Below are 19,850 nucleotides of genomic sequence, written 5' to 3'. Positions count from 1 at the left end.
TCTATAAAATTTATGGATAACGTAGTTTAGCGTCCTGACAGCCGATCTATAGCTTGGCCTGGAAGAAGACCAGGCGATCAACGGCAAACGGAGAGGACGCGAAATGACACGGAAAATTAGGCTTGGAGCATTTCTTCCTGGTGGCGGACAGCATGTCGCCTCGTGGCGGCATCCGGACCAGCCGGCCGATGGCGCCACCAGTTTCGAGTTTCACAAGCAACTCGCTCTGACAGCCGAGCGCGGCCTTTTCGATGCTTATTTCCTGGCCGATGGACTTGCTGTCGGTTTTGGCGGCGCACGCGAAGGCGGTAATGCCCGCGTCGCCGGCTTCGAACCCGTCACATTGTTCTCCGCACTTGCGTCTCTGACCACCCATCTCGGTTTTATCGCGACCTCGTCGACCACCTACGAGGAGCCCTACACCACCGCCCGCAAATTCGCTTCGCTCGACCTGATCTCGAACGGCCGCGCCGGCTGGAATGTAGTCACCACCACGGGCGACCTCACCGCACAGAACTTCAACCGTGATACACAGCTTCCACATGCCGATCGCTATCGCCGCGCCGCCGAGCATGTCGATGTCGTCCGCAAACTCTGGGAAAGCTTCGAGGACGACGCGTTCATCCGCGATAAGGAATCCGGCGTGTTCTTCGATCCGGCGAAGCTGCACGACACCGACCACCGTGGCGAGCATTTCAGCGTGCGCGGTCCGCTTAACGTCTCACGCTCGCCTCAGGGCCATCCTGTTATCGTCCAGGCCGGGCAGTCGGACGACGGGCGCGGGCTTGCCGCAGCAACGGCGGAGGTGATTTTCACCGCCCATCAGCACATAGAAACTGCCCAGGAATTCTACCGGGATATCAAGGCACGCGCCCGCAGCCTCGGCCGCAACCCCGATCATATCCTCGTCATGCCCGGCGTCTCCGCCTTCGTCGGCAGGACCGAAGCGGAGGCGCGCGAAAAATACGACCGCCTGACGTCGCTGATTGTCGAAGAGGATGGGATCGGCCTCCTCAACGGCCTGACGGGTGGCACGCTCGACCTTCATGGCTACGACCTCGACGGGCCACTTCCGCCGGCGCCGCCGACGGAAGGCATGAAGAGCCGCCAGGCCCTCATCCGCCAGATCGCCGACGAAAACAACTTCACCATCCGCCAGCTCTATCAGTGGATCGCATCGGCCCGCGGTCACTACACCATCGTCGGCACGGCCGAGCAGATCGCCGATACGCTGCAGACCTGGTTCGAGAACGAAGCGGCCGACGGCTTCAACATTCTGCCGCCCTGGCTGCCGACGGCGCTCGACGATTTCGTCGATCTGGTCATTCCGGAACTGCAGCGCCGCGGCCTGTTCCGCACCGCCTATGAGGGCAGGACGCTTCGGGAAAACCTCGGCCTGCCTTTCCCCGCCAATCGCTGGGCCGCGGGACGCGCAGCTCTCCAGGCAGCAGAGTGAGGAGCAATCCATGGCCTATGAAGTCAACCAGACCCTCCCGAGAAGCTTCGGCCGCCTGAAGAGCAGCGAAAGCACGACTTCCACTCTCGGCTCCCATCTGCGCAGGCTGGTCGCATCGTTCTTGCCGCGCTATGGATTGCTTCTCGCCTTCCTCGCGTTCTGGCAGGTATCGAGCACCGAAGGCTGGATCAATCCGGCCATCTTTCCGCCGTTGAACGTGATCCTGTCTGCTCTTTGGACCAACCTTGCCAACGGCGCGCTGCTGGATGACATCGCCATCAGCCTGCAGCGAGCCGGAACCGCCTTTGCCTTTGCCGTGGTAATCGGCATTCCGCTTGGCCTGTTCATGGGCCAGGTTCGTGCGGTCGAGCAGGCGCTCGATCCGATCCTGCAGCTCTTCCGGCAAACCTCGGCGTTGGCGCTCTACCCGATCTTCATCCTGCTGCTCGGCCTCGGGGAAACCTCCAAGATCTTCGTGATTTTCTGGGCGACGCTTTTCCCGGTGCTGCTCGCGACGATCGGCGGCGTCAAGGAGGTGGACCAGAAGCTTATCGAGATGGCGCGAACCTATGGCGCGGGACCTCTGACCGTCTTTCGCCGCGTCATTCTGCCGGCGTCCGTCCCTGCAATCTTCGTCGGCCTGCGTCTCTCGGCGACGACCGCGCTGCTCCTTTTGATCGCCGCCGAGATGATCGGCGCCAACAAGGGCATCGGCTTCCAGGTCATGAACGCCCAGTACAATTTCCAGATCCCGCTGATGTTTGCGGCGATCCTGCTGCTCGCCTTTCTCGGGCTTGCCGCCAATGCCCTGCTGGTTCTCCTGCAGCACCGGCTCTGCCGCTGGTCTCAGCCGAGCGCCTGACCCGCTTCCACCGATTTTCCTCTTCCGAAAGGGACACCCCATGACCTTCCACCCCCGCAATCTCCTCCTGCCGGCCGTGCTCGCTCTCGGTCTTGCGACGCCGGCCGCCGCCGCCGACACGGTGAAGCTGCGCTACCTCGCAAGCCAGGGCGGCCTTGCCGCCCATGAGCTCGCAGACGCGCTCGGCTATTTCAAGGACACCGGCATCACGTTCGAAAATGTCGGCTATGCCCAAGGCGGCCCGGCCTCTCTGATCGCGCTGGCATCCGGTGATGTCGAGATCGGCAGTGCGGCCACCTCCGCGGTGCTGAATTCGATCATCGGCGGCAATGATTTCGTCGCCGCCTATCCGTCGAACGGCATCAATGACGAAGTGCAGTCGACCTTCTATGTGCTGGAAGACAGCCCGATCAAGAGCATCAAGGACATTGCCGGCAAGAGCATCGCGGTCAATACGCTCGGCGCGCATCTCGACTATACGATCCGCGAAGCCCTGCATTCGGTCGGCCTGCCGATCGACGCCGCCAATCAGATCGTCGTGCCCGGTCCGCAGCTCGAGCAGGTGCTGCGCTCCAAGCAGGTCGATATTGCCGCCTTCGGCTATTGGCAGACGACCTTCGAGGGTGCGGCGCTCAAGAACGGCGGTCTGCGCGCGGTCTTCGACGATACCGACGTGCTCGGCGACATCGCCGGCGGCTTTGTGGTCCTGCGTCGCGATTTTATTCAGCAGCATCCGGAAGCCGTAAAGATCTTCGTCGAGCAATCGGCCCGCGCCCTCGATTATGCCCGCGAACATCCTGAGGAAACCAAGAAGGTCCTGGCCAAGGCGCTCAGCGAGCGCGGAGAGAACCCGGATATCGCGCAGTATTTCCGCGGCTACGGCGTGCGCGCCGGCGGCCTGCCGGTCGAGCGCGACATCCAGTTCTGGATCGACGTCCTGGTTCGCGAGGGAAAGCTGAAGCAAGGTCAGCTGGCGGCCAAGGACATCATCTTCGCCGCCGATGCCAAGCCGGCAAGCAACTGAGGAGCCGTGATGAGCGTCGCTGAGGGCATTCGCCGCGGAGAGGTGACGATCCGTCACCTTTCAAAATCCTACACGCTGAACGGCAGCCATCTGCAGGTTCTCAAGGAGATCAATCTTCATATCCGCTCCGGCGAAAGCCTCGCCATCGTCGGCGCCAGCGGCTCGGGCAAGACGACCCTGCTCAGGGTTCTGGCCGGCCTTGAGGAATCCGACGCCGGAGAAGTGCTGGTCGACGGCAAGGCGATACGCGGCGTCGGCGTGGAACGCGCCGTCATCTTCCAGGAGCCACGTCTTCTTCCCTGGCTCGATGTGCTCGACAATGTCGCCTTCGGACTGGAAACGCGGGGCCTGTCGCGCGAGCAGGCGAGGGGGCGGGCACGCCACTATGTCAAGCTCGTTGGCCTGCAGCAGTTCGAGGCGGCCTATCCCCGCCAGCTCTCCGGCGGCATGGCGCAACGCGTCGGCATCGCCCGGGCGCTTGCCGTCCAGCCGGAAATCCTGCTGCTCGATGAGCCGCTCGGTGCGCTCGACGCGATGACCAAGATCGGAATGCAACAGGAGCTCGCCCGGATCTGGCGCGATGAAGATGTGACGACCATTCTGGTCACCCACGATCTCGAGGAGGCGATCTACCTCGCAGACCGGATCCTGATCCTGCCGCGGGAAAAGGGAGCCGAACTGCGCCTGATCGACATCGATCTGCCGCGCCCGCGCGACCGCAGCGCACCGGAATTCGTCAGGCATCGCGAAGAGCTGCTGAACCTGTTCGGGCTGCATTAACGGTGTCCAGACGTAAACACGCGCCGCATGGGACCTGACACATGCGACGCGCGGCAGTTGCGGCAGCGATGCGGAAGAACCGCAGAACGTTACTGCAACTTGCTCCTCGGACCAGCAGTCAGATAAGGCCGCCGATCGAGTTCCGCCGACCTCAAGGAACTGCGCAGCCGCAGCAGATCTTTGCGGGCGATCAGGCCGCACAGTTTGCCGGAAGCGGGCTCGACGATCGGAATGCGGCCGTCGCCGGTCGACAGCATCAGGTCGGCGATGAAGGCGACGGTATCGTCCGGATGCCCGACGGGAACGGAGCCGTCCGCGACGTTTTCGCCGAGCGTCTGGACGGCGAGATCCGCTTTCCCCTGCCAGAGCAGGGCATCCGCGCGCGAGACGATGCCGGCCAGCCTGCCTGAAGCATCGATCACCGGGTAGATCCGATGGGTTTTCTCTTGGGAGGCGAAGAAATCGCAGGCTTCTCCGACCGTCATGGTGACGGGAAGCGTGTCGACATCGCCGATCATGATCTCCCTTGCCCGGGAGAGTTCGAACGGATCGACGCCATATTCGCGGGTTATGTGCTGGCCGCGGCGCGCAATCTTCTCGGTGAGGATCGAGCGGCGCAGCAGCAGCACCGTGACGGCATAGGCCACGACCGTTGCGGCGAGCAGCGGAACAAGCGTGCCGATGTCGCCGGTGATCTCCATCGCAAAGAAGGTGCCGGTGAGCGGGGCACGCATGGTTCCGCCCATCATGGCGGCCATTCCGAGCAGCGCCCAGAAACCCGGATCGTTGCCCGGCATAACGAGCCCGACCAGCCATCCGAGAGCGCCGCCGAAGATGAGCAGCGGAGCGAGCACGCCGCCCGAAGTGCCCGACGACAAGGCAAACAGCCAGATGACGGTCTTCACCAGCAGGATCAACATGACAGCCGGTGCGAGCAGGCGGTTGTTGAGCAGGCCATCGATGATGTCGTAGCCGACGCCCATCGCCCGCGGTTCGACCAGTCCGCCGAGGCCGATGACGAGACCGCCGAGCATGGGCCACCACATCCAGTGGATCGGCAGCGCCTCGAACAGGTCCTCGATCCGATAGAGCAGCGTCGTCAGCAATCCCGATTGCAGCCCCGATATGATGCCCATCGCCGCACAGGCGAAAATCCCCCACCAAGGCAAATCAACCTGGAAATGGGTCGGGAACAGCGGGCCTGTGCCGAAGAACAGCGGACGCCAGTAGATCGACACGCAGGCGGCAACGGCGACGGGGATGAAGCTGCGCGGCTTCCATTCGAACAATAGGAGTTCGACCGCCAGCATGACCGCGGCGATCGGCGAGCCGAAGATTGCCGTCATGCCCGCGGCGGCACCCGCAACGAGCAGCGTCTTCCGCTCGGCCGCGCTCATGTGGAAGAATTGCGCAAAGAGCGATCCGATCGCCCCACCCGTCATGATGATCGGTCCTTCGGCGCCGAACGGGCCGCCGGTTCCGATCGAGATTGCCGAGGACAGCGGCTTCAGGACCGCGACCTTCGGCGACATCCGGCTGCCGCCGATCAGGATGGCTTCGATCGCCTCGGGAATGCCGTGGCCGCGGATCTTCTCCGATCCGAAGCGGGCCATCAGGCCGATCACCAGCCCGCCGAGCGGCGGCACCAGCACCACCCACAGCGAGCGCGGCACGGCGGCCAGAGAAGCGGACTGAATGCCGATCTGCCCGAACCAGATGACATTGGTCACAAGCGCGATCAGGCTGACGAGACACCAGGCCGCAAAGGCGCCCGCACTGCCGACGATGATGGACATCCCGACCAGCAGGAGAACCCGCCTGTCGGTGGTGAAATCGCCGGCCTCGCGCCGGGAAAGACCGCCGGTGAAATCATGCGGCCGGTTGCTGGGTTGATGCTGCGCCATGGAAGCCTCTGCTACGCGGGAGTGGGGTATACTTGAGCGGTGTCATTATATCGTGATACGATATAAATCAATGGACGAAAGCAGGACGGCGAAAATGTCTCAGATGATGCCTCACTTGACCGGCTGGCGGCTGCCCATCTATTCGGGATCGGCGAAGAGTTCGCGCGCAGAAGCTGGTTCCGCCCGTTACCTGGACAGCGAGACACGGCAGCCGAGCACCGTCGCTTCGCGCAAGCGGCAGAGGAGAATGAGTGTGAAGAAAATCCCCTCGCTGAGACAGGAGGATTACGAGGCGCTCGCCGATCTGAGGTTCGCGCTTCGCCAGTTCATGGACTTCAGCGCCTCCGCCGCCCAGTCGGAAGGACTGCCCGTGCAGCAGCATCAGGCGCTGCTGGCGATCAAGGGGCAACGCGACGGCGAAGCGATGACCATCGGCATGCTGGCCGAGCGGCTGATCATCGCGCCCCACACGGCGACCGAGCTCGTCGGACGGCTGTCGGATGCCGGGCTGGTCGAACGCCATGCAGACCCGGCCGACAGGCGGCGTCAGACGCTGCTCCTGACCGAAAAGGCCGACGAGCTTCTGACGCGGCTGAGCGCCGTCCATCTTTCTGAAATCAGGGTGATGGCGCCGAAGCTGATCGAGCTTCTGCTCGAGCTTCAGAAGACGGCTCTGAAAGCGCAATGAACGAAGCCGCGCCGCGGCTTATCTTGAAAGTGTCTTGCCGAGACGATGGATATGGGCGGCGCCGATGCCGCAGCAGCCGCCAATGATCGTCGCGCCGGCCTCGGCCCAGGAGCAGGCAAAACGCGAATAGGCATCGTCGTTCAGATCGTCGCGGGTTTCGTGCAGGCCTTCATTGGCGGCCGATGCGCCCTGCTCCCCTTCGAAGGCGTTGGCATAAACCCCGATTTCGATCCGAGCGTCCGCCTGGCGGAACACGCGCGCCGCCGTCTCGACGGCGCCTCGCATGACTTCAGGCTTGCTGCAGTTGAACAGAAAGGCTTCCGCACCTGACGAGATCGCCCAGGAGGCAGCCGCCTCGACACTTTCGCCGGAGCGGAGCTTCGCTTCGCCGCTTTCGATGTCCGCCTCGTCATCCGCCAATGTGAAGGAGATCCAGAACGGTTTGCCGGTTGTTGCCACGGCCTCGCGGACGGCCTCGCCCTCGGCGATCAGGCTCAGCGTCTCGCCGAGCCATATGTCGACGAAGGGCGCGAGGTTGTCGACAAGCACCTTCAGATAGTCCTGCACCCGCGCCGGCTGAAAATTCTGCGGCTCGTAGGAGCCGAAGATCGGCGGCAGCGAACCGGCGACCAGCACCTTGCGATCGGTGACACATTCGGCGGCCTCGCGCGCCAGGCGGCCGGCAAGACGGATCAGCGCCGCCCCCTCCTTCTCGAAACGGTCCTCGCCGATATGGAAAGGCACCAGCGCATAGCTGTTGGTCGTAATGACCTCAGAGCCGGCGGCGATGAATTCCTTATGCACCTCGCGGACGATATCCGGCGCATTGATCAGCGCCAGGGCCGACCATTCCGGTTGTTTCAATTCGGCGCCGAGCCGCAGCAGCTCGCGGCTCATGCCGCCATCGAGGATTCGTGTCGTGCTCATCAAGGGTCTCCATTCAGGCTGCCGCGCCGTTACCGGCGGCGGGCTTTTCATAACAAACGGGGTAAGGTGCGCGTCGATACGCGCCGGGGTTCATGGCGGGTCCATCTCTCGGCTACCGCCGCACCGGCACCTGCGCTTCGAGACCTCGAAAGACGCGGGCGATGACTGCGGTCAAAGCGAGATAGAAGAGGGTGACGACGAGCAAAGGTTCGTAGACGAGCAGCGTGTCCTGGCGGACCTTGTTCGCCACGGCATAGAGATCCATCACCGTCACCGTGAAGGCAAGCGGCGTCGCCTTGAGCTGCATGACGATTTCGCCGGCAATGGTCGGCAGGGCGATGCGGATGGCGCGCGGCAGCCAGATGCGCCGGACGAGCTTCCACGGCGACAGCCCAAAGGCCCGGCCGGCTTCGAGCTCGCCCTTGGGCACGGCAAGCAGGGCGCCGCGCAAAACCTCCGCCTCATAGGCAGCATAGTTCAGCGTAAAGCTGACGGCGGCAAAGAAGAAGCCTTCGCGCAGGATCGGCCAGAACAGGCTCTGGCGGATGCCGGGAACCATGGGCAGCAGCGAGCCGACGCCGTAATAGAGAAGCCAGAGCTGGATCAGCAGCGGCGTGCCGCGGAAGAAGGTGCAGTAGCCGCGGGCAAGCAGCCGCGTTACCCTGCCGCCGCTGACCTGCGCGAAGGCGAGACCGATGGCGATGATGAAACCGAACACCACCGAGATGACCAGCAGCGACACCGTCTGCCAGGCGCCGGTCAGAAGAAGCGGCCAGTAGGAAGAGATCCAGGTGAAACTCATGGGGCGCTTTCTTCAGGCATGGCGAGGCTGTCCCCGCCGCACCCGCCCCTCGATCACTTTGAAGGCGACGTTGGAAACGAGCGTGATGGCGAGATAGAGAAGGGCGGAAGCCAGGAAAAACACAAAGTAATGTTTGGTGCTTGCCCCGGCGAGGCGGGTGGCGAGCGCCAGTTCCTGGTAGCCGACGACCGCGACCAGCGCGCTGTCCTTGGTGACAGACATCCATAGATTGGCAAGCCCCGGCAGCGCGTTCGGCAAAAGCGCCGGCAGCAGGACACGGCGGAACCGCAGCATCGGTTCCATGCCGAAGGCCTTGGCCGCCTCGATCTGGCCGAGGGGAATGGCGAGGATCGCGCCGCGCAGCACCTCCGTCATATAGGCGCCCTGCACGAAGCCGAGCACGGCGACGGCCGCGACGAAGCCGTTGACGTTGACCGGCGGCAGCTCCAATGCCGCGAGCAGCCGATTGAGGCCGTCGGTGCCGGCATAATAGAGCCCGACGATCAGGATCAGCTCGGGAACCGCGCGGATGACGGTGGTGTAGCAATCGAGCAGCAGCCGGAGCAGGCGATTGCCGGAAAGCTTTCCAAGCGCGCCGCCGGTGCCGAGCAAAAGTCCGACCGCAAAGGCGCAGGCCGAGATGGCGACCGTGGAGACAGCGCCTGCCAGAAGAACGCCGCCCCATCCCGGAGGATAGGGAGACAGCAGGTCGAGAATGCCTTGTTGTGCGGTCGCCATCTTTTGGACTGCTTACTTCGCGCCGTAGATGTCGAAGTCGAAGTATTTCTTGGTGATGGCGTCATACTGGCCGTTGGCGCGAACCGCAGCGATCGCCGCATTCAGCTTGGCTTTCAGCTCCGTGTCTTCCTTGCGCAGACCACCCGAAACGCCGGCTCCGAGAATTTCCTTGTCGTCGGCGACATCGCCCATCTTGGCGCAGCAATCCATGCCGCCGTCGCTTTTCAGGAACGCGTCGAGCGCCAGCGAATCGCCGAAGACGTAGTCGATACGGCCGGATGCCAGATCCTGGAAAGCCTCGTCGAGCGTCTGGTAGGTCTTCTCCTCGGCAGCATTGGCAAAATACTTCTTGTAATATTCAGACTGGATCGTCGACACCTGGATGCCGATGGTCTTGCCCTTCACGTCTTCGGCAGTGGCGCCCGGCTTCTGGTCCTTGGGGCCGATCAGGGTGCTCGGCGTGTTGTAGTATTTGTCGGTGAAGTCGATCACCTTCGAGCGTTCTGCCGTGTTCGACATCGACGACCAGATCACGTCGAACTTCTTGCTCTGGAGAGCCGGAATGAGACCATCCCAGGAAATGTCGACGATCGAGCATTTCTCCTTCATCTCCGTGCAGACGGCGTTCATGAAGTCGATTTCCCATCCGTGCCACTCACCCGAGGCGTCCTTGGCAAAGAAGGGAGGATAGGATTCGTTCATGACACCGAAGCGGACTTCGGCCTGCGCGGTGACCGCGGAAAGCGCAAGGGCCGCGCCGGCAAAAAGCATGGGGAGCAGTTTCATTCGCAGGATTCTCCTGGTTCGTGGGTGTCGATGATGGCTGGTGTGGATCAATGGGCGCTGAGACGGGTGAATTCCCGGCAGCGGGCGCTGACCGGCGCCCCGAAAACCTGTTCCGGCGGCCCTTCCTCCTCGATCCGTCCCTGATGCAGAAAGAGGACGCGGCTCGAAACATCCCGGGCGAAGCGCATTTCATGGGTGACGATCAGCATGGTCCGGCCTTCTTCCGCGAGATCGCGGATGACTTTCAGGACCTCGCCGACCAGCTCCGGATCGAGCGCCGATGTCGGCTCGTCGAACAGCATGACGGCGGGATCGACGCAGAGGGCTCTAGCAATCGCCGCGCGCTGCTGCTGGCCGCCGGAGAGGAAGGCGGGATAGGTGTCGCGCTTGTCGAAGAGCCCGACCTTGTGGAGCAGGGCTTCGGCCTTTTCGATCGCCTCGCGCTTGGACATGCCCATGACATGCACCGGCGCCTCGATGACGTTTTCCAGCACGGTGCGATGAGCCCAGAGATTGAAGCTCTGAAAGACCATGCCGAGCCCCGCCCGCAGCCGCTCGATCTGCCGCCAGCTTTGCGGCTGCAGCCGCCCGCCGCGACCGGCTTTCAGCACGACGTCCTCACCGTTGACGGCAATGCGGCCGCGATCCGGCGTTTCCAGGAAATTGATGCATCTGAGAAACGTGCTCTTGCCGGAGCCTGACGAGCCGATGATCGAAATCACATCGGACTTGTGGGCCTCCGTCGAGATACCCTTGAGAACCTGTTGCGAGCCGAAGCTTTTATGGAGATCTTCGACGCGAAGAGCAGGAAAGGGCTGATCCGACATGCAGGGGTCCGGCTGAACTGAGTTTGCGAAGGATAATGATAAAACAACGCGGTTTTTTCGCGCAATTATCACCCATTTTGCATATTATGCGCAAAATAATCTTCCTCGCGCATCGAATGCGGCGAAATCTATTAAATGCCATAAGCGGAATTGGACTGGACAATGGAACAGCTGGATCGTTTTGACCGTGACATTCTCGATATCGTTCAGCGCGACTGCCAGCTGAAGGCCGAAACGATCGCCGAGCGGATCGGCCTGTCGGTCTCGGCCGTGCAGCGGCGGCTGAAACGCCTGCGCGAGGAGGGGATCATCAAGGCGGAGGTCGCCGTCGTCGACCGGAAGGCGACGGGGACATCGATGGTGTTCATCGTCGGGATGGAGATCGAGCGGGACAATTACGACGCGCTGGCGAAATTCCGCGTCTGGGCCGAGAAGCAGGATCATATCCAGCAGGTCTATTACGTCACCGGCGCGGTCGATCTGATCGCCATCGTCACCGCCCGCGACGTCGAACATTATGACGATATCGCCGCCCTGATCATGGCGGACAATCCGCAGATCCGTCGCATGCACACCAATGTCGTGCTGCGCGACGTCAAGCTCGGCCTGTTCGTGCCCCTGGAATAGCGATCATCCTGTCTCAGCGGCAAGCGACTGGACTCATATAGGACAAAGGGCATAATTCCGGGCGCAAATTCTCGGGAGGAACGAGCCTTGACGTTACGACACCAGATCATCGCATTGGCGATCGTCCCGCTCGTCATCTCGATCCTCGCGATCACCACCTTCATCACCTGGCAATCGGCAAACCTCGCCAAGAACAGCATCGATACCTTCGAGCAGAACATGCTGAAGACCAAGGAAGCCGAGATCCTCAACCTGACCAATCTTGCCCTCTCCGCCATCCAGACCATCTATGACAAGGCCGGCGCCGACGACGAAGCCGCCAAGCAGCAGGTGGCTGAGATTCTGACCTCGCTCGACTACGGCAAGGACGGATATTTCTTCGTCTACGATTATGACGGCAACAATATCGTCCATCCGCGCCAGAGTTTCCGGCATGGGCACAATTGGCTCGATCTCACTGATCCGGATGGCGACAAGGTCATTGCCGAGCTGATCGCCACGGCCCGCGCGGGCGGCGGCCTGCATCAGTACAAATGGCAGAAGCCGTCGACCGGGCAGATCGCCGACAAGCTCTCCTTCGTCGTCAGCCTCGACAAATGGCACTGGGTGGTGGGCACCGGCGTCTACCTGGATGACGTCTTTGCCCAAAGTGCGGCCGCCAACAAGGTGATGCGCGCCAACATCAGACGGACCTTCGTCATCGTTGCGCTGATCGCCGTGCCTTCGGTGCTCGTGGTGTTCACCACCTGCATGCTGCTGACGTTCCACGAGCGCCGCATGGCCGATGGCCGGCTCAAGGCGCTGACGCAGCGGGTGATCGACACCCAGGAAGAGGAGCGCACGCGGCTGGCTCGCGAGCTGCATGACGGCATCTCCCAAACTCTTCTCGGCGTGCGTTATGCAATGGACCTCGCCGGCCGCAAGGTCAGGACCAATGTCGATGAGGCTGCGTTGACCATCGAGCGCGGCGTCGAAGCGCTGAACGGCGCCATCAAGGAAATCCGGCTGCTCTCGCATGATCTGCGGCCCCGCGTGCTTGACGATCTCGGCCTCAAGGCCGCGCTCGAAGCGCTCTGTCACCATTTTGCCGAGCGAACGGGGATCGAGACGGAAATCGACGCTTCGGCGTTCACCGACACGCTGAAGGCCGAAGCCAACACCGCGCTTTATCGCGTGGCGCAGGAAGCCTTCAACAATGTCGAGCGGCATTCGGGCGCCTCGAAGCTTTCGGTCAAGCTCTGGAGTGACAGTGGCCGCGCCCGCATGACGATATCCGACAATGGCGCCGGCTTCGATGGCAGCAGGGACGGGGCATCCGGCAGGTCGGGCCTCGGCCTGCGCAACATGCAGGAGCGGATGGCCCACTTCCGCGGCCTGCTGCTGATCAACAGCAGCGAGGCCGGCACGACGCTGACGGCGATGATGCCGAGATCGGCCAATCTTGCCGCCGGCAAGCAGTCGGAAGCCGCATGACGAAACGACCCAAAATCAGGGTGCTCTTGATCGACAATCATCCGCTGGTGCTGGACGGGCTGAAAGCCGTGCTCGACACCTTCGACCATATCGAAGTCGCCGGCACCGCGGGCCTCGCGCAAACCGGGCTCGACATTGCCCGGCAGATCCAGCCGCAGGTGGTGCTGATGGACATCAACATGCCGAAGCTCAGCGGCATCGATGCGATCGAATTGTTTCGAAGCGAATTTCCTGAGGCCCGCGTCGTGATGCTCTCGATGCATGACATCCGCGAGTATATTTCCTCCTCCGTCATGCATGGCGCCGCCGGCTACGTCCTCAAGGACGTTTCGACGGACGAGATCGTCGCGGCCATCGAAACCGTCGCCGGCGGCGGCACCTATTTTTCCTCCGGCGTCTTCGATGCGCTGATGGGAGAACGCGCGGAGGAGGGGAGCGATCCCTTGACGCCGCGCGAGCGTGACATTCTCGGGCTGATCGTTGCCGGCAGGAGCAACCGCGAGATCGCCGAAATGCTCGGGATAAGCTCCGCCACCGCCGAAACCCATCGCAAAAACCTCAAGAAAAAGCTCGGCATCGCCACCACGGCTGGCCTTATCCGCTATGCCCTCGACCACGGCATCGCCTCGGGCGTCGGGGGAAATCCGCGCCTACCCACTTCTGGGTAGACCCTGGTATTTCGCCTCTGCGCCCATCTTGTGGGGATAAAACCAACGCCCTAGGACTCCAGTCACGGCTGGCCAAGCGCCAAGCCGTTGGGAGGAATTCACATGCGTTACATCAGCTTCCGATCCGCCGGAAAAGCTCGAGCGACCCGAACCGGGCCTGCTGCCGCCGCCGGCTGACAGACCTGCCTTCCACGCCCGACAACTGGAACATGGCGACCGCTATTGCGGCGCCTGAAAGGTATTCCGACATGGAAAAACCACGTAGCAAGGCAGCGCTCTGGCTGCTGATCATCCCGTATATAGGTCTGCTCTGGCCGGCATTTTACAATCTCCGCGAGCCATCGCTTTTCGGCTTTCCCTTCTTCTACTGGTATCAGCTTCTCTGGGTGCCGATCACGGCGACATTGACCTGGATCGCTTACCGGAGCGTTCGCCATGACGACTGACATCAATGGCACGGCGCTTGCCGTCTTCATCTTCTTTTTCGTCCTCGTCACGGTCATGGGTTTCGTCGCCAGCCGCTGGCGCAAGCCCGAGACGCTCGCCCACATCGATGAATGGGGTCTCGGCGGCCGCAACTTCGGCACCTGGATCACCTGGTTCCTCGTCGGCGGCGATTTCTATACCGCCTATACCGTGATCGCCGTCCCGGCGCTGGTCTATACGGTCGGCGCCTACGGCTTCTTCGCGCTGCCCTATACCATCGTCGTCTATCCCTTCGTCTTCATGGTCATGCCAGTCCTGTGGAAACGCGCCAAGGAGTTCGGCTATGTGACCGCCGCCGACGTCGTCCATGGCCAATACGGATCGCGCGGCCTCGAACTCGCGGTCGCAGCAACGGGCGTCATCGCCACCATGCCTTACATCGCCCTCCAGCTCGTCGGCATGACGGCGGTCCTGAAGGCACTCGGGCTGCATGGCGAACTGCCGCTTGCGATCGCCTTCATCGTGCTGGCGCTATACACTTACTCCGCGGGCCTGCGCGCCCCGGCTCTGATCGCCTTCGTCAAGGACATCATGATCTATATCGTGGTGATCGCAGCCGTCGCGCTCATCCCGTCGAAGCTCGGGGGCTATGCCAATGTCTTCGCCTCGGCCGATGCGGCCTTCCAGGCCAAGGGCTCCGGCAACCTGTTGCTCGGCGGCAATCAATATGTCGCCTATGCCACGCTCGCTCTTGGGTCGGCGCTTGCGGCCTTCATGTATCCGCATACGCTGACCGGCATCTTTGCCTCCAACAGCGGCAAGACGATCCGCAAGAATGCGATCATGCTGCCAGCCTATACGCTGCTGCTCGGCCTTCTGGCGCTGCTCGGCTATATGGGCCATGCCGCCAACCTGAAGCTCGACAGCGCCAATGACGTCGTTCCGACCCTGTTCAAGACGCTGTTTTCGGGCTGGTTCTCCGGCTTCGCCTTTGCGGCGATCGCCATCGGGGCATTGGTGCCGGCAGCTGTGATGAGCATTGGTGCCGCCAATCTCTTCACCCGCAATTTCTGGAAGGCCTATGTCGATCCGAAAGTCAGCGATGCCGGCGAAGCCAAGGTCGCAAAGGTGACGTCGCTGGTGGTGAAGGTCGGGGCACTGCTCGTCATCATCTTCCTGCCGACGCAGTTCGCACTCGACCTGCAGCTGCTCGGCGGCATCTGGATCCTGCAGACGCTTCCGGCCCTGGTCTTCGGCCTCTATACTAACTGGTTCCGTGCACCCGGGCTGCTCGCCGGCTGGTTCGTCGGCTTCTGCGGCGGCACCTTCCTCGTCTGGGATGCCGGCTGGAAGCCGCTGCACCTGATCAGCCTCGGCGGCGAACCCTTCACCGTCTATACCGGACTGCTGGCGCTTGCGGCAAATATCGGCGTTGCCGTCGTCGTCAACGCCCTGCTTCCGGCCAAGGCTCCGGCTCGGGCCTAGGACAGAAATACGAAGGGCAGCAAACGCTGCCCTTCGTGCTTTTACTTTTTCAGTAGAGGCTGAGGAGAGGTCGGGCGATCAAAATTCTTCCCAATCGCCGGCCAAAGCTGCATTACCTTGGGCCGCATTCTGGGTCGCATTCCCCTGGAACGACCTGCCCACCTTGGCGATCATCTGGCGTGCCGGCGAGGCCACGGGTTGAGCATGCTGTGCCACGGCGACCGGCTGCGATATGCGCTTGGATGCCGCCGCTCCGCCAATGTTGAACTGGCTGACCAACTGGAACAATGCATCGGCTTCCTTGGCGAGGTTATGAGAGGCGGCTGTGGCTTCTTCCACCATGGCGGCGTTCTGCTGTGTACCCTGGTCCATCCTGTTGACGGCGGTATTGATCTCTTTCAGTCCTGTCGCCTGCTCCTGGGAAGCACCGACGATGGCGCCGACATTACCATCGACCTGCTGCACCTGCGCTGCAATCTCCTGCAGGGCTTTTCCGGTCTCGCCAACCAGGGCGACGCCGTTTTTCACATGGCCGTTCGAAGCGTTGATCAGTTCCTTGATTTCCTTTGCCGCCTTGGCGGAACGCTGCGCCAGCTCGCGCACTTCCTGGGCGACGACGGCAAAACCCTTGCCTGCTTCACCGGCACGGGCGGCTTCGACGCCGGCATTCAGCGCCAGCAGGTTGGTCTGGAACGCGATCTCGTCGATGACGCCGATGATGCTGCCGATTTCGGTGGCGGAGGATTCGATCTTGCCCATGGCGTCGACCGCATCCCGGACGACGCTGCCCGAGCGTTCCGCATTGTCCTTGGTCTTGCGAACGAGTTGCCCTGCTTCCTGAGCCTTGTTGCTCGAGTCGGCGACGGTGGTGGTGATCTCTTCAAGGGCGGCGGCGGTTTCCTCGACGGAGGCGGCCTGCTGTTCGGTCCGCTTGGCGAGATCGTCCGAAGCGGAGCGGATCTCCTGCGCGCCGGCGGCGATGGCGCTGGCGTTCTGGGAAACCTTCTGCATGGCGGCGCGCAGCTTTTCGACCGCGGCATTGAAGTCGGCTCTGAGCTTTTCCAGGGACGGAATGAACGGCGTGCCGATCTGCTGCGTGAGATCGCCGTCGGCCAGCGCCTGCAATGCAGCGCCAAGCTGGCCGACCGCCCGGTCCGTCTGCTCGGCAAGGGTGCGGCGTTCATCGGCATCCTGTTCGAGCCGATGCCGTTCTGCGACCGCCCGCTTGGCTTCCGTGTCGGCTTCCCGCTCCGCCTTTGCCGAAATGGCGTCGCGCAGGCCGGCCACGGCTCGCGCAAGCTTGCCGATCTCATCGCCGCGTGCTTCGAGGCGACGGTCGCCGTCGAGATTGCCTTCCGCCATCGCCTTCAGCGAAAGCTGCAGTTTTGCCAGCGGGCCGACGATTGTGCGCGCGGTGATCGCCGCGGCAACGATCGAAAGAAGAGCCGCGATGCCGAGCGCCGTCAGGACCATCGGCTTGAAGCCGCTTGCCGTGCTGCGAACCTCACCGCCAATCGATTTGTTCAATGCTTCCTGGTAGTCGATGAATTTGTTGATGGCGCCGAGCCAGGCCACGAAGGCCGGCCTTGCCTGTTCGAGCAGGATCTTGCGGGCTGCCTCGCCATCGCCCTTCTCCTGCAGCGCAATGATCTGGGCGACCAGGGGATTGGTTTTCGCCTGGATGTCGGCGATTTCGCTCAGAATGGTCTTTTCCTGATCCGTGGCACCCGCCGGCGACGCAACCATCTCCGCCATGCGTTTTTCGTTTTCGGCGTAGGAAGCGGCGAGCTTTTCGATCAGTGCCTCGGCCGCCTTGCGTTCATCGGCGGAGGTCACCAGGGTCACGTCGCGAATGGCGATCGCCCGATCGTGCACGCTGCCGCGGTAGTTGATGGCAAAGCGCTGCTTGACGCTGTTGACGTCGTTGATCGTCCCCAGATTGTTGTTGATCTCCGCGACCTGCACCGCCGCGTAGATGCTGAGGCCGGCCATCAGCACGATCAGAAAGCTGAAACCAAGGGCGAGACGCATCGCGATCCCGAAACTCTTAATGCTGTTCATTCGCGCGCTCCGTCGTGCTGGCGAGGTTTAAAGGTGTCTGTGACCAGGATCTGTCCCCGAATGCGTCGCCGGGCACCACCGCGCACGTCGCGTCTAAGGCCCACGCGAGCGTCAGGGTAACAACGTCGATTTCATGCGGGATTTCGGGATACCTGGCCGGCCATCATGGCGTAGGTGACGATTCTTAGAACGTCACTCCGATATCCTTAAACGTAGAAGGAGATATTTTAGAGAGTGTAAACGAAGCCGACAGGGCGTTATTCTGCTGCGCTTTTTGGATATTTCTTCGCATTTTTGGTTTTAATGACACCAACGCCCGCGCCGGAAAGAGTACACCAAGTTGTTGGTTTGAGTTGGCACAAATTTCCTGTTGCAAACGGGCGGTTTGAATTCGCCTGCCAGCATCGATGTTCAGCGGTCAAGTTCGCCGTTAAGCGCAACTCTTTGAGAATAGTTAGAAGTTCTCGCAGACGATGCGGTGCGGAAAGCAATAGGGCAGAGGTGGCACAACAGGCGTCTTCCAAGTCAAGGCACGATCGGAACCTCGCAGCAAGCTGGCAGGAACTGCTGGACAGTGCCGTGCGCGTGGACTGGTAATGCCGCACCAGCGAAGCGCTCGAGGTGAGAGACTGCCTACGAGGTAGCACTCGAGCGTCGACGTTGCCGGAGCGTTGCGCGCCTCGCATCGGCTGGTGCTCATCCATTTCAACAAGGAGACGCTGGCTGAAGGCCTGAAATTCTACCCTCCAGCCCAGCCGTCGCCGAAGTTCGGGCCGCAGGATATCAGGCAGCGGCCGGCGGGTATTCGTTGGCCTGGAATACGTGATGATGCACCTTGCCGGTGAAGAGCTGCAGGAGCTCGCCGGTGACCTCGCGGCTCTCGAAGCGCACATCGGAGCTTAGCGCTGCGCTCACCGCATCCATATCGGGATAACGGATCGCCAGGGCCATGGCATAGACCGGCGCGCCGTCGTCGCGCTCAATCCCGTCCAGAACCCGGATTTCCTCGGCGCCTGGAAATTTCGTCCAGAGAGGGACGAGCCGCTCTCTGACAAAGGCGCGGAATTCCTCTTCTCTGCCGGGATGGATTTCGCCTTCAAACAAAGCATAACGAATGATCATAGGTTCTCTTTTCCAAAACTCGCCGGAGCCGGATCGATGTGATGCGGGGAGGTGAGGGCGTATCGATCGATACGCCCTGATTGGAGGCTTATTTGCCCCAGATTTTCTTATATTGATCGCGATAGCCGTTATCGGGATCGAAGCTGTTCTTCGGTCCGCCGTCGAACTCGACGTTCGCGCTGGTCACCACATGCAGCGGCGACACATAGCCCGACCACGGGGCGCCGGCGAAAGCGCGGTTCAGCTCATCGACGAGCTGCCATCCCTGGAGGTTGAGCGGCTCGGCAACGGTGACCGCCTGGAACTGCTTGGCGCGGATACGCTGATAGGCGCTCTCCGAACCGTCGCCGGCTGCGACGTTCACCGGCTTCCCGTCGCCGGCAATGCCGGCCGAGGCGAGCGACGGTCCCATGAAGTCGTAGTAGAGGTCGTTGATCGCCAGCGAATGCGTCCATTTGGCGCCATACTTCTGCAGCAGCGACGTGGTCAGCTGCGGCATGCGCTGGGAGGTTTCGGCGATGGGCGTGTCGACATATTCCAGCACGGTACCGCCGAGATCCTCGATCTCCTTCTTCATGCGGTCGGCCTTGGCAATTGCAATCGCGTAGGTCGAGTCGGTGAAGATGATGACCCCCGGCTTGCCGTTGGCATCGACGAAAGCCCAATCCGCTGCGGATTTCGAGACTTCCATCGCATCGGTGGTGACGTTGGCGAAAACGCCGACTTCGGGAACCGGACCGACGGCCGAGGCGGCGTGCCAGGAAACCATCGGAATGCCGGCCGCCTTTGCCGCTTCCATCGCCGGCTTCTGCTCGACCGCGTCGAAGCCGTTGATGATGATGCCGTCGGGCTTCAGCGCCATGGCCTGGCCGAAAGCCGCCGTCCGTCCGCCGATCGAGCCTGCGCCGTCAAGCGCCTTGACCGTCCAGCCCAGAGCACCTGCCGCTTCCTGAACGCCGTTGACCACGCCGAGAATGCCGCCGTTCTTCATATCGCCGGCAAGGATGACGATGTTCTTTCCGCTAGCGCCCTTGGGGCCGCTCGTCGGGCCATCCCATGCGCTCACCTTGGACGCATACTTGTCGACCACGGCCTTGGCGTCGGCCATGGAATCGGCCATTGCCGGCATGCTGAGCATAACGGCGACGGTTGCGACCGTTGCCTGCAATAAAGTCCTGCGCTTCATGTTCACTC

Annotated in this window: 19 protein-coding genes; 10 read left to right on the top strand and 9 right to left on the bottom strand. The window is 62.2% G+C overall.

What is annotated here, in order from left to right; all coding sequences use genetic code 11:
* Positions 1 to 103: 103 nt before the first annotated feature.
* Genes ACS4RS_RS28215 through ACS4RS_RS28200 form a run of 4 tightly spaced genes read left to right on the top strand, consistent with a single transcriptional unit; the run spans position 104 to position 4,122 of the window.
* A complete protein-coding gene (locus ACS4RS_RS28215) occupies positions 104 to 1,456 on the top strand; it encodes an NtaA/DmoA family FMN-dependent monooxygenase (RefSeq protein ID WP_439012673.1) in 1,353 nt (450 codons plus the stop codon).
* 10 nt (positions 1,457 to 1,466) lie between these two features.
* Complete coding sequence (locus ACS4RS_RS28210; RefSeq protein WP_439012672.1) at positions 1,467 to 2,318, top strand: ABC transporter permease subunit; 852 nt, start codon at positions 1,467 to 1,469, stop codon at positions 2,316 to 2,318.
* Between the two features lie 40 nt (positions 2,319 to 2,358).
* Positions 2,359 to 3,342 carry an ABC transporter substrate-binding protein gene (locus ACS4RS_RS28205; protein ID WP_449314060.1) on the top strand — a complete coding sequence of 328 codons (984 nt, stop codon included), beginning with the start codon at positions 2,359 to 2,361 and terminating at the stop codon, positions 3,340 to 3,342.
* A 9-nt stretch (positions 3,343 to 3,351) separates the two neighbouring features.
* Positions 3,352 to 4,122: an ATP-binding cassette domain-containing protein gene (locus ACS4RS_RS28200; RefSeq protein ID WP_439012671.1), complete on the top strand. Its 771-nt coding sequence runs from the start codon at positions 3,352 to 3,354 to the stop codon at positions 4,120 to 4,122.
* Positions 4,123 to 4,211: 89 nt separating this feature from the next.
* Here ACS4RS_RS28200 and ACS4RS_RS28195 read toward each other — a convergent pair whose 3' ends face one another.
* The gene (locus tag ACS4RS_RS28195) at positions 4,212 to 6,026 is read right to left on the bottom strand and encodes a chloride channel protein (protein ID WP_439012670.1); all 1,815 of its coding nucleotides are present in this window, start codon (positions 6,024 to 6,026) and stop codon (positions 4,212 to 4,214) included.
* Positions 6,027 to 6,273: 247 nt separating this feature from the next.
* On the opposite strand from ACS4RS_RS28195, the gene ACS4RS_RS28190 reads away from it, so the two are divergent.
* Positions 6,274 to 6,714: a MarR family transcriptional regulator gene (locus ACS4RS_RS28190; RefSeq protein ID WP_439012669.1), complete on the top strand. Its 441-nt coding sequence runs from the start codon at positions 6,274 to 6,276 to the stop codon at positions 6,712 to 6,714.
* An 18-nt stretch (positions 6,715 to 6,732) separates the two neighbouring features.
* On the opposite strand, the gene ACS4RS_RS28185 is transcribed toward ACS4RS_RS28190, so the two are convergent.
* The 5 genes from ACS4RS_RS28185 to ACS4RS_RS28165 all read right to left on the bottom strand — a co-directional run bounded on the left by ACS4RS_RS28185 (position 6,733) and on the right by ACS4RS_RS28165 (position 10,794).
* The gene (locus ACS4RS_RS28185) at positions 6,733 to 7,641 is read right to left on the bottom strand and encodes a homocysteine S-methyltransferase family protein (protein WP_439012668.1); all 909 of its coding nucleotides are present in this window, start codon (positions 7,639 to 7,641) and stop codon (positions 6,733 to 6,735) included.
* 112 nt (positions 7,642 to 7,753) lie between these two features.
* The gene (locus ACS4RS_RS28180; RefSeq protein WP_439012667.1) at positions 7,754 to 8,443 is read right to left on the bottom strand and encodes an ABC transporter permease subunit; all 690 of its coding nucleotides are present in this window, start codon (positions 8,441 to 8,443) and stop codon (positions 7,754 to 7,756) included.
* Between the two features lie 12 nt (positions 8,444 to 8,455).
* The gene (locus tag ACS4RS_RS28175) at positions 8,456 to 9,181 is read right to left on the bottom strand and encodes an ABC transporter permease (protein ID WP_449314059.1); all 726 of its coding nucleotides are present in this window, start codon (positions 9,179 to 9,181) and stop codon (positions 8,456 to 8,458) included.
* Between the two features lie 12 nt (positions 9,182 to 9,193).
* Positions 9,194 to 9,967 carry a transporter substrate-binding domain-containing protein gene (locus tag ACS4RS_RS28170; protein ID WP_439012666.1) on the bottom strand — a complete coding sequence of 258 codons (774 nt, stop codon included), beginning with the start codon at positions 9,965 to 9,967 and terminating at the stop codon, positions 9,194 to 9,196.
* Positions 9,968 to 10,014: 47 nt separating this feature from the next.
* Positions 10,015 to 10,794 (bottom strand): ATP-binding cassette domain-containing protein, encoded by a 780-nt coding sequence (locus ACS4RS_RS28165; RefSeq protein WP_439012665.1) that lies wholly within the window; start codon positions 10,792 to 10,794, stop codon positions 10,015 to 10,017.
* Positions 10,795 to 10,956: 162 nt separating this feature from the next.
* Here ACS4RS_RS28165 and ACS4RS_RS28160 point away from each other — a divergent pair, with 162 nt between their 5' ends.
* From ACS4RS_RS28160 to mctP, 5 genes are all read left to right on the top strand, one after another.
* The gene (locus tag ACS4RS_RS28160) at positions 10,957 to 11,421 is read left to right on the top strand and encodes an Lrp/AsnC family transcriptional regulator (RefSeq protein ID WP_010029817.1); all 465 of its coding nucleotides are present in this window, start codon (positions 10,957 to 10,959) and stop codon (positions 11,419 to 11,421) included.
* Positions 11,422 to 11,508: 87 nt separating this feature from the next.
* Positions 11,509 to 12,894: a two-component system sensor histidine kinase MctS gene (locus tag ACS4RS_RS28155; RefSeq protein ID WP_439012664.1), complete on the top strand. Its 1,386-nt coding sequence runs from the start codon at positions 11,509 to 11,511 to the stop codon at positions 12,892 to 12,894.
* On the top strand, positions 12,891 to 13,562 hold the full coding sequence (locus ACS4RS_RS28150; protein WP_439012663.1) for a two-component system response regulator MctR: 672 nt from the start codon (positions 12,891 to 12,893) through the stop codon (positions 13,560 to 13,562). Before ACS4RS_RS28155 ends, ACS4RS_RS28150 begins: the two co-directional genes overlap by 4 nt.
* A 248-nt stretch (positions 13,563 to 13,810) precedes the next feature.
* Entirely contained in the window at positions 13,811 to 14,008 is a 198-nt protein-coding gene (locus ACS4RS_RS28145; RefSeq protein ID WP_003591841.1) for a DUF3311 domain-containing protein, read from the top strand.
* On the top strand, positions 13,998 to 15,473 hold the full coding sequence (mctP, locus tag ACS4RS_RS28140; RefSeq protein WP_439012662.1) for a sodium:solute symporter family monocarboxylate transporter: 1,476 nt from the start codon (positions 13,998 to 14,000) through the stop codon (positions 15,471 to 15,473). The genes ACS4RS_RS28145 and mctP overlap by 11 nt, the downstream gene beginning before the upstream one ends.
* Positions 15,474 to 15,551: 78 nt before the next feature.
* On the opposite strand, the gene ACS4RS_RS28135 is transcribed toward mctP, so the two are convergent.
* The 3 genes from ACS4RS_RS28135 to ACS4RS_RS28125 form a co-directional block, all read right to left on the bottom strand.
* Positions 15,552 to 17,534 (bottom strand): methyl-accepting chemotaxis protein, encoded by a 1,983-nt coding sequence (locus ACS4RS_RS28135; RefSeq protein WP_439012661.1) that lies wholly within the window; start codon positions 17,532 to 17,534, stop codon positions 15,552 to 15,554.
* 783 nt (positions 17,535 to 18,317) lie between these two features.
* On the bottom strand, positions 18,318 to 18,656 hold the full coding sequence (locus ACS4RS_RS28130) for a hypothetical protein (RefSeq protein ID WP_439012660.1): 339 nt from the start codon (positions 18,654 to 18,656) through the stop codon (positions 18,318 to 18,320).
* Positions 18,657 to 18,744: 88 nt separating this feature from the next.
* Positions 18,745 to 19,842, bottom strand: a complete 1,098-nt coding sequence (locus ACS4RS_RS28125) for a substrate-binding domain-containing protein (protein ID WP_439012659.1) — start codon at positions 19,840 to 19,842, stop codon at positions 18,745 to 18,747.
* Between the last annotated feature and the right edge of the window lie 8 nt (positions 19,843 to 19,850).

The organism is Rhizobium sp. F40D2 (assembly GCF_051810745.2).
Lineage (GTDB): Bacteria > Pseudomonadota > Alphaproteobacteria > Rhizobiales > Rhizobiaceae > Rhizobium.
Note: the sequence above shows the minus strand (reverse complement) of the source record. Positions and strands in the feature narration are given on the sequence as shown.

Coding starts and splice junctions, on each gene's coding strand:
- ACS4RS_RS28215 (WP_439012673.1), top strand. CDS start 104: ATGACACGGAAAATTAGGCTTGGAGCATTTCTTCCTGGTGGCGGACAG.
- ACS4RS_RS28210 (WP_439012672.1), top strand. CDS start 1,467: ATGGCCTATGAAGTCAACCAGACCCTCCCGAGAAGCTTCGGCCGCCTG.
- ACS4RS_RS28205 (WP_449314060.1), top strand. CDS start 2,359: ATGACCTTCCACCCCCGCAATCTCCTCCTGCCGGCCGTGCTCGCTCTC.
- ACS4RS_RS28200 (WP_439012671.1), top strand. CDS start 3,352: ATGAGCGTCGCTGAGGGCATTCGCCGCGGAGAGGTGACGATCCGTCAC.
- ACS4RS_RS28195 (WP_439012670.1), bottom strand. CDS start 6,026: ATGGCGCAGCATCAACCCAGCAACCGGCCGCATGATTTCACCGGCGGT.
- ACS4RS_RS28190 (WP_439012669.1), top strand. CDS start 6,274: ATGAGTGTGAAGAAAATCCCCTCGCTGAGACAGGAGGATTACGAGGCG.
- ACS4RS_RS28185 (WP_439012668.1), bottom strand. CDS start 7,641: ATGAGCACGACACGAATCCTCGATGGCGGCATGAGCCGCGAGCTGCTG.
- ACS4RS_RS28180 (WP_439012667.1), bottom strand. CDS start 8,443: ATGAGTTTCACCTGGATCTCTTCCTACTGGCCGCTTCTTCTGACCGGC.
- ACS4RS_RS28175 (WP_449314059.1), bottom strand. CDS start 9,181: ATGGCGACCGCACAACAAGGCATTCTCGACCTGCTGTCTCCCTATCCT.
- ACS4RS_RS28170 (WP_439012666.1), bottom strand. CDS start 9,967: ATGAAACTGCTCCCCATGCTTTTTGCCGGCGCGGCCCTTGCGCTTTCC.
- ACS4RS_RS28165 (WP_439012665.1), bottom strand. CDS start 10,794: ATGTCGGATCAGCCCTTTCCTGCTCTTCGCGTCGAAGATCTCCATAAA.
- ACS4RS_RS28160 (WP_010029817.1), top strand. CDS start 10,957: ATGGAACAGCTGGATCGTTTTGACCGTGACATTCTCGATATCGTTCAG.
- ACS4RS_RS28150 (WP_439012663.1), top strand. CDS start 12,891: ATGACGAAACGACCCAAAATCAGGGTGCTCTTGATCGACAATCATCCG.
- ACS4RS_RS28145 (WP_003591841.1), top strand. CDS start 13,811: ATGGAAAAACCACGTAGCAAGGCAGCGCTCTGGCTGCTGATCATCCCG.
- mctP (WP_439012662.1), top strand. CDS start 13,998: ATGACGACTGACATCAATGGCACGGCGCTTGCCGTCTTCATCTTCTTT.
- ACS4RS_RS28135 (WP_439012661.1), bottom strand. CDS start 17,534: ATGAACAGCATTAAGAGTTTCGGGATCGCGATGCGTCTCGCCCTTGGT.
- ACS4RS_RS28130 (WP_439012660.1), bottom strand. CDS start 18,656: ATGATCATTCGTTATGCTTTGTTTGAAGGCGAAATCCATCCCGGCAGA.
- ACS4RS_RS28125 (WP_439012659.1), bottom strand. CDS start 19,842: ATGAAGCGCAGGACTTTATTGCAGGCAACGGTCGCAACCGTCGCCGTT.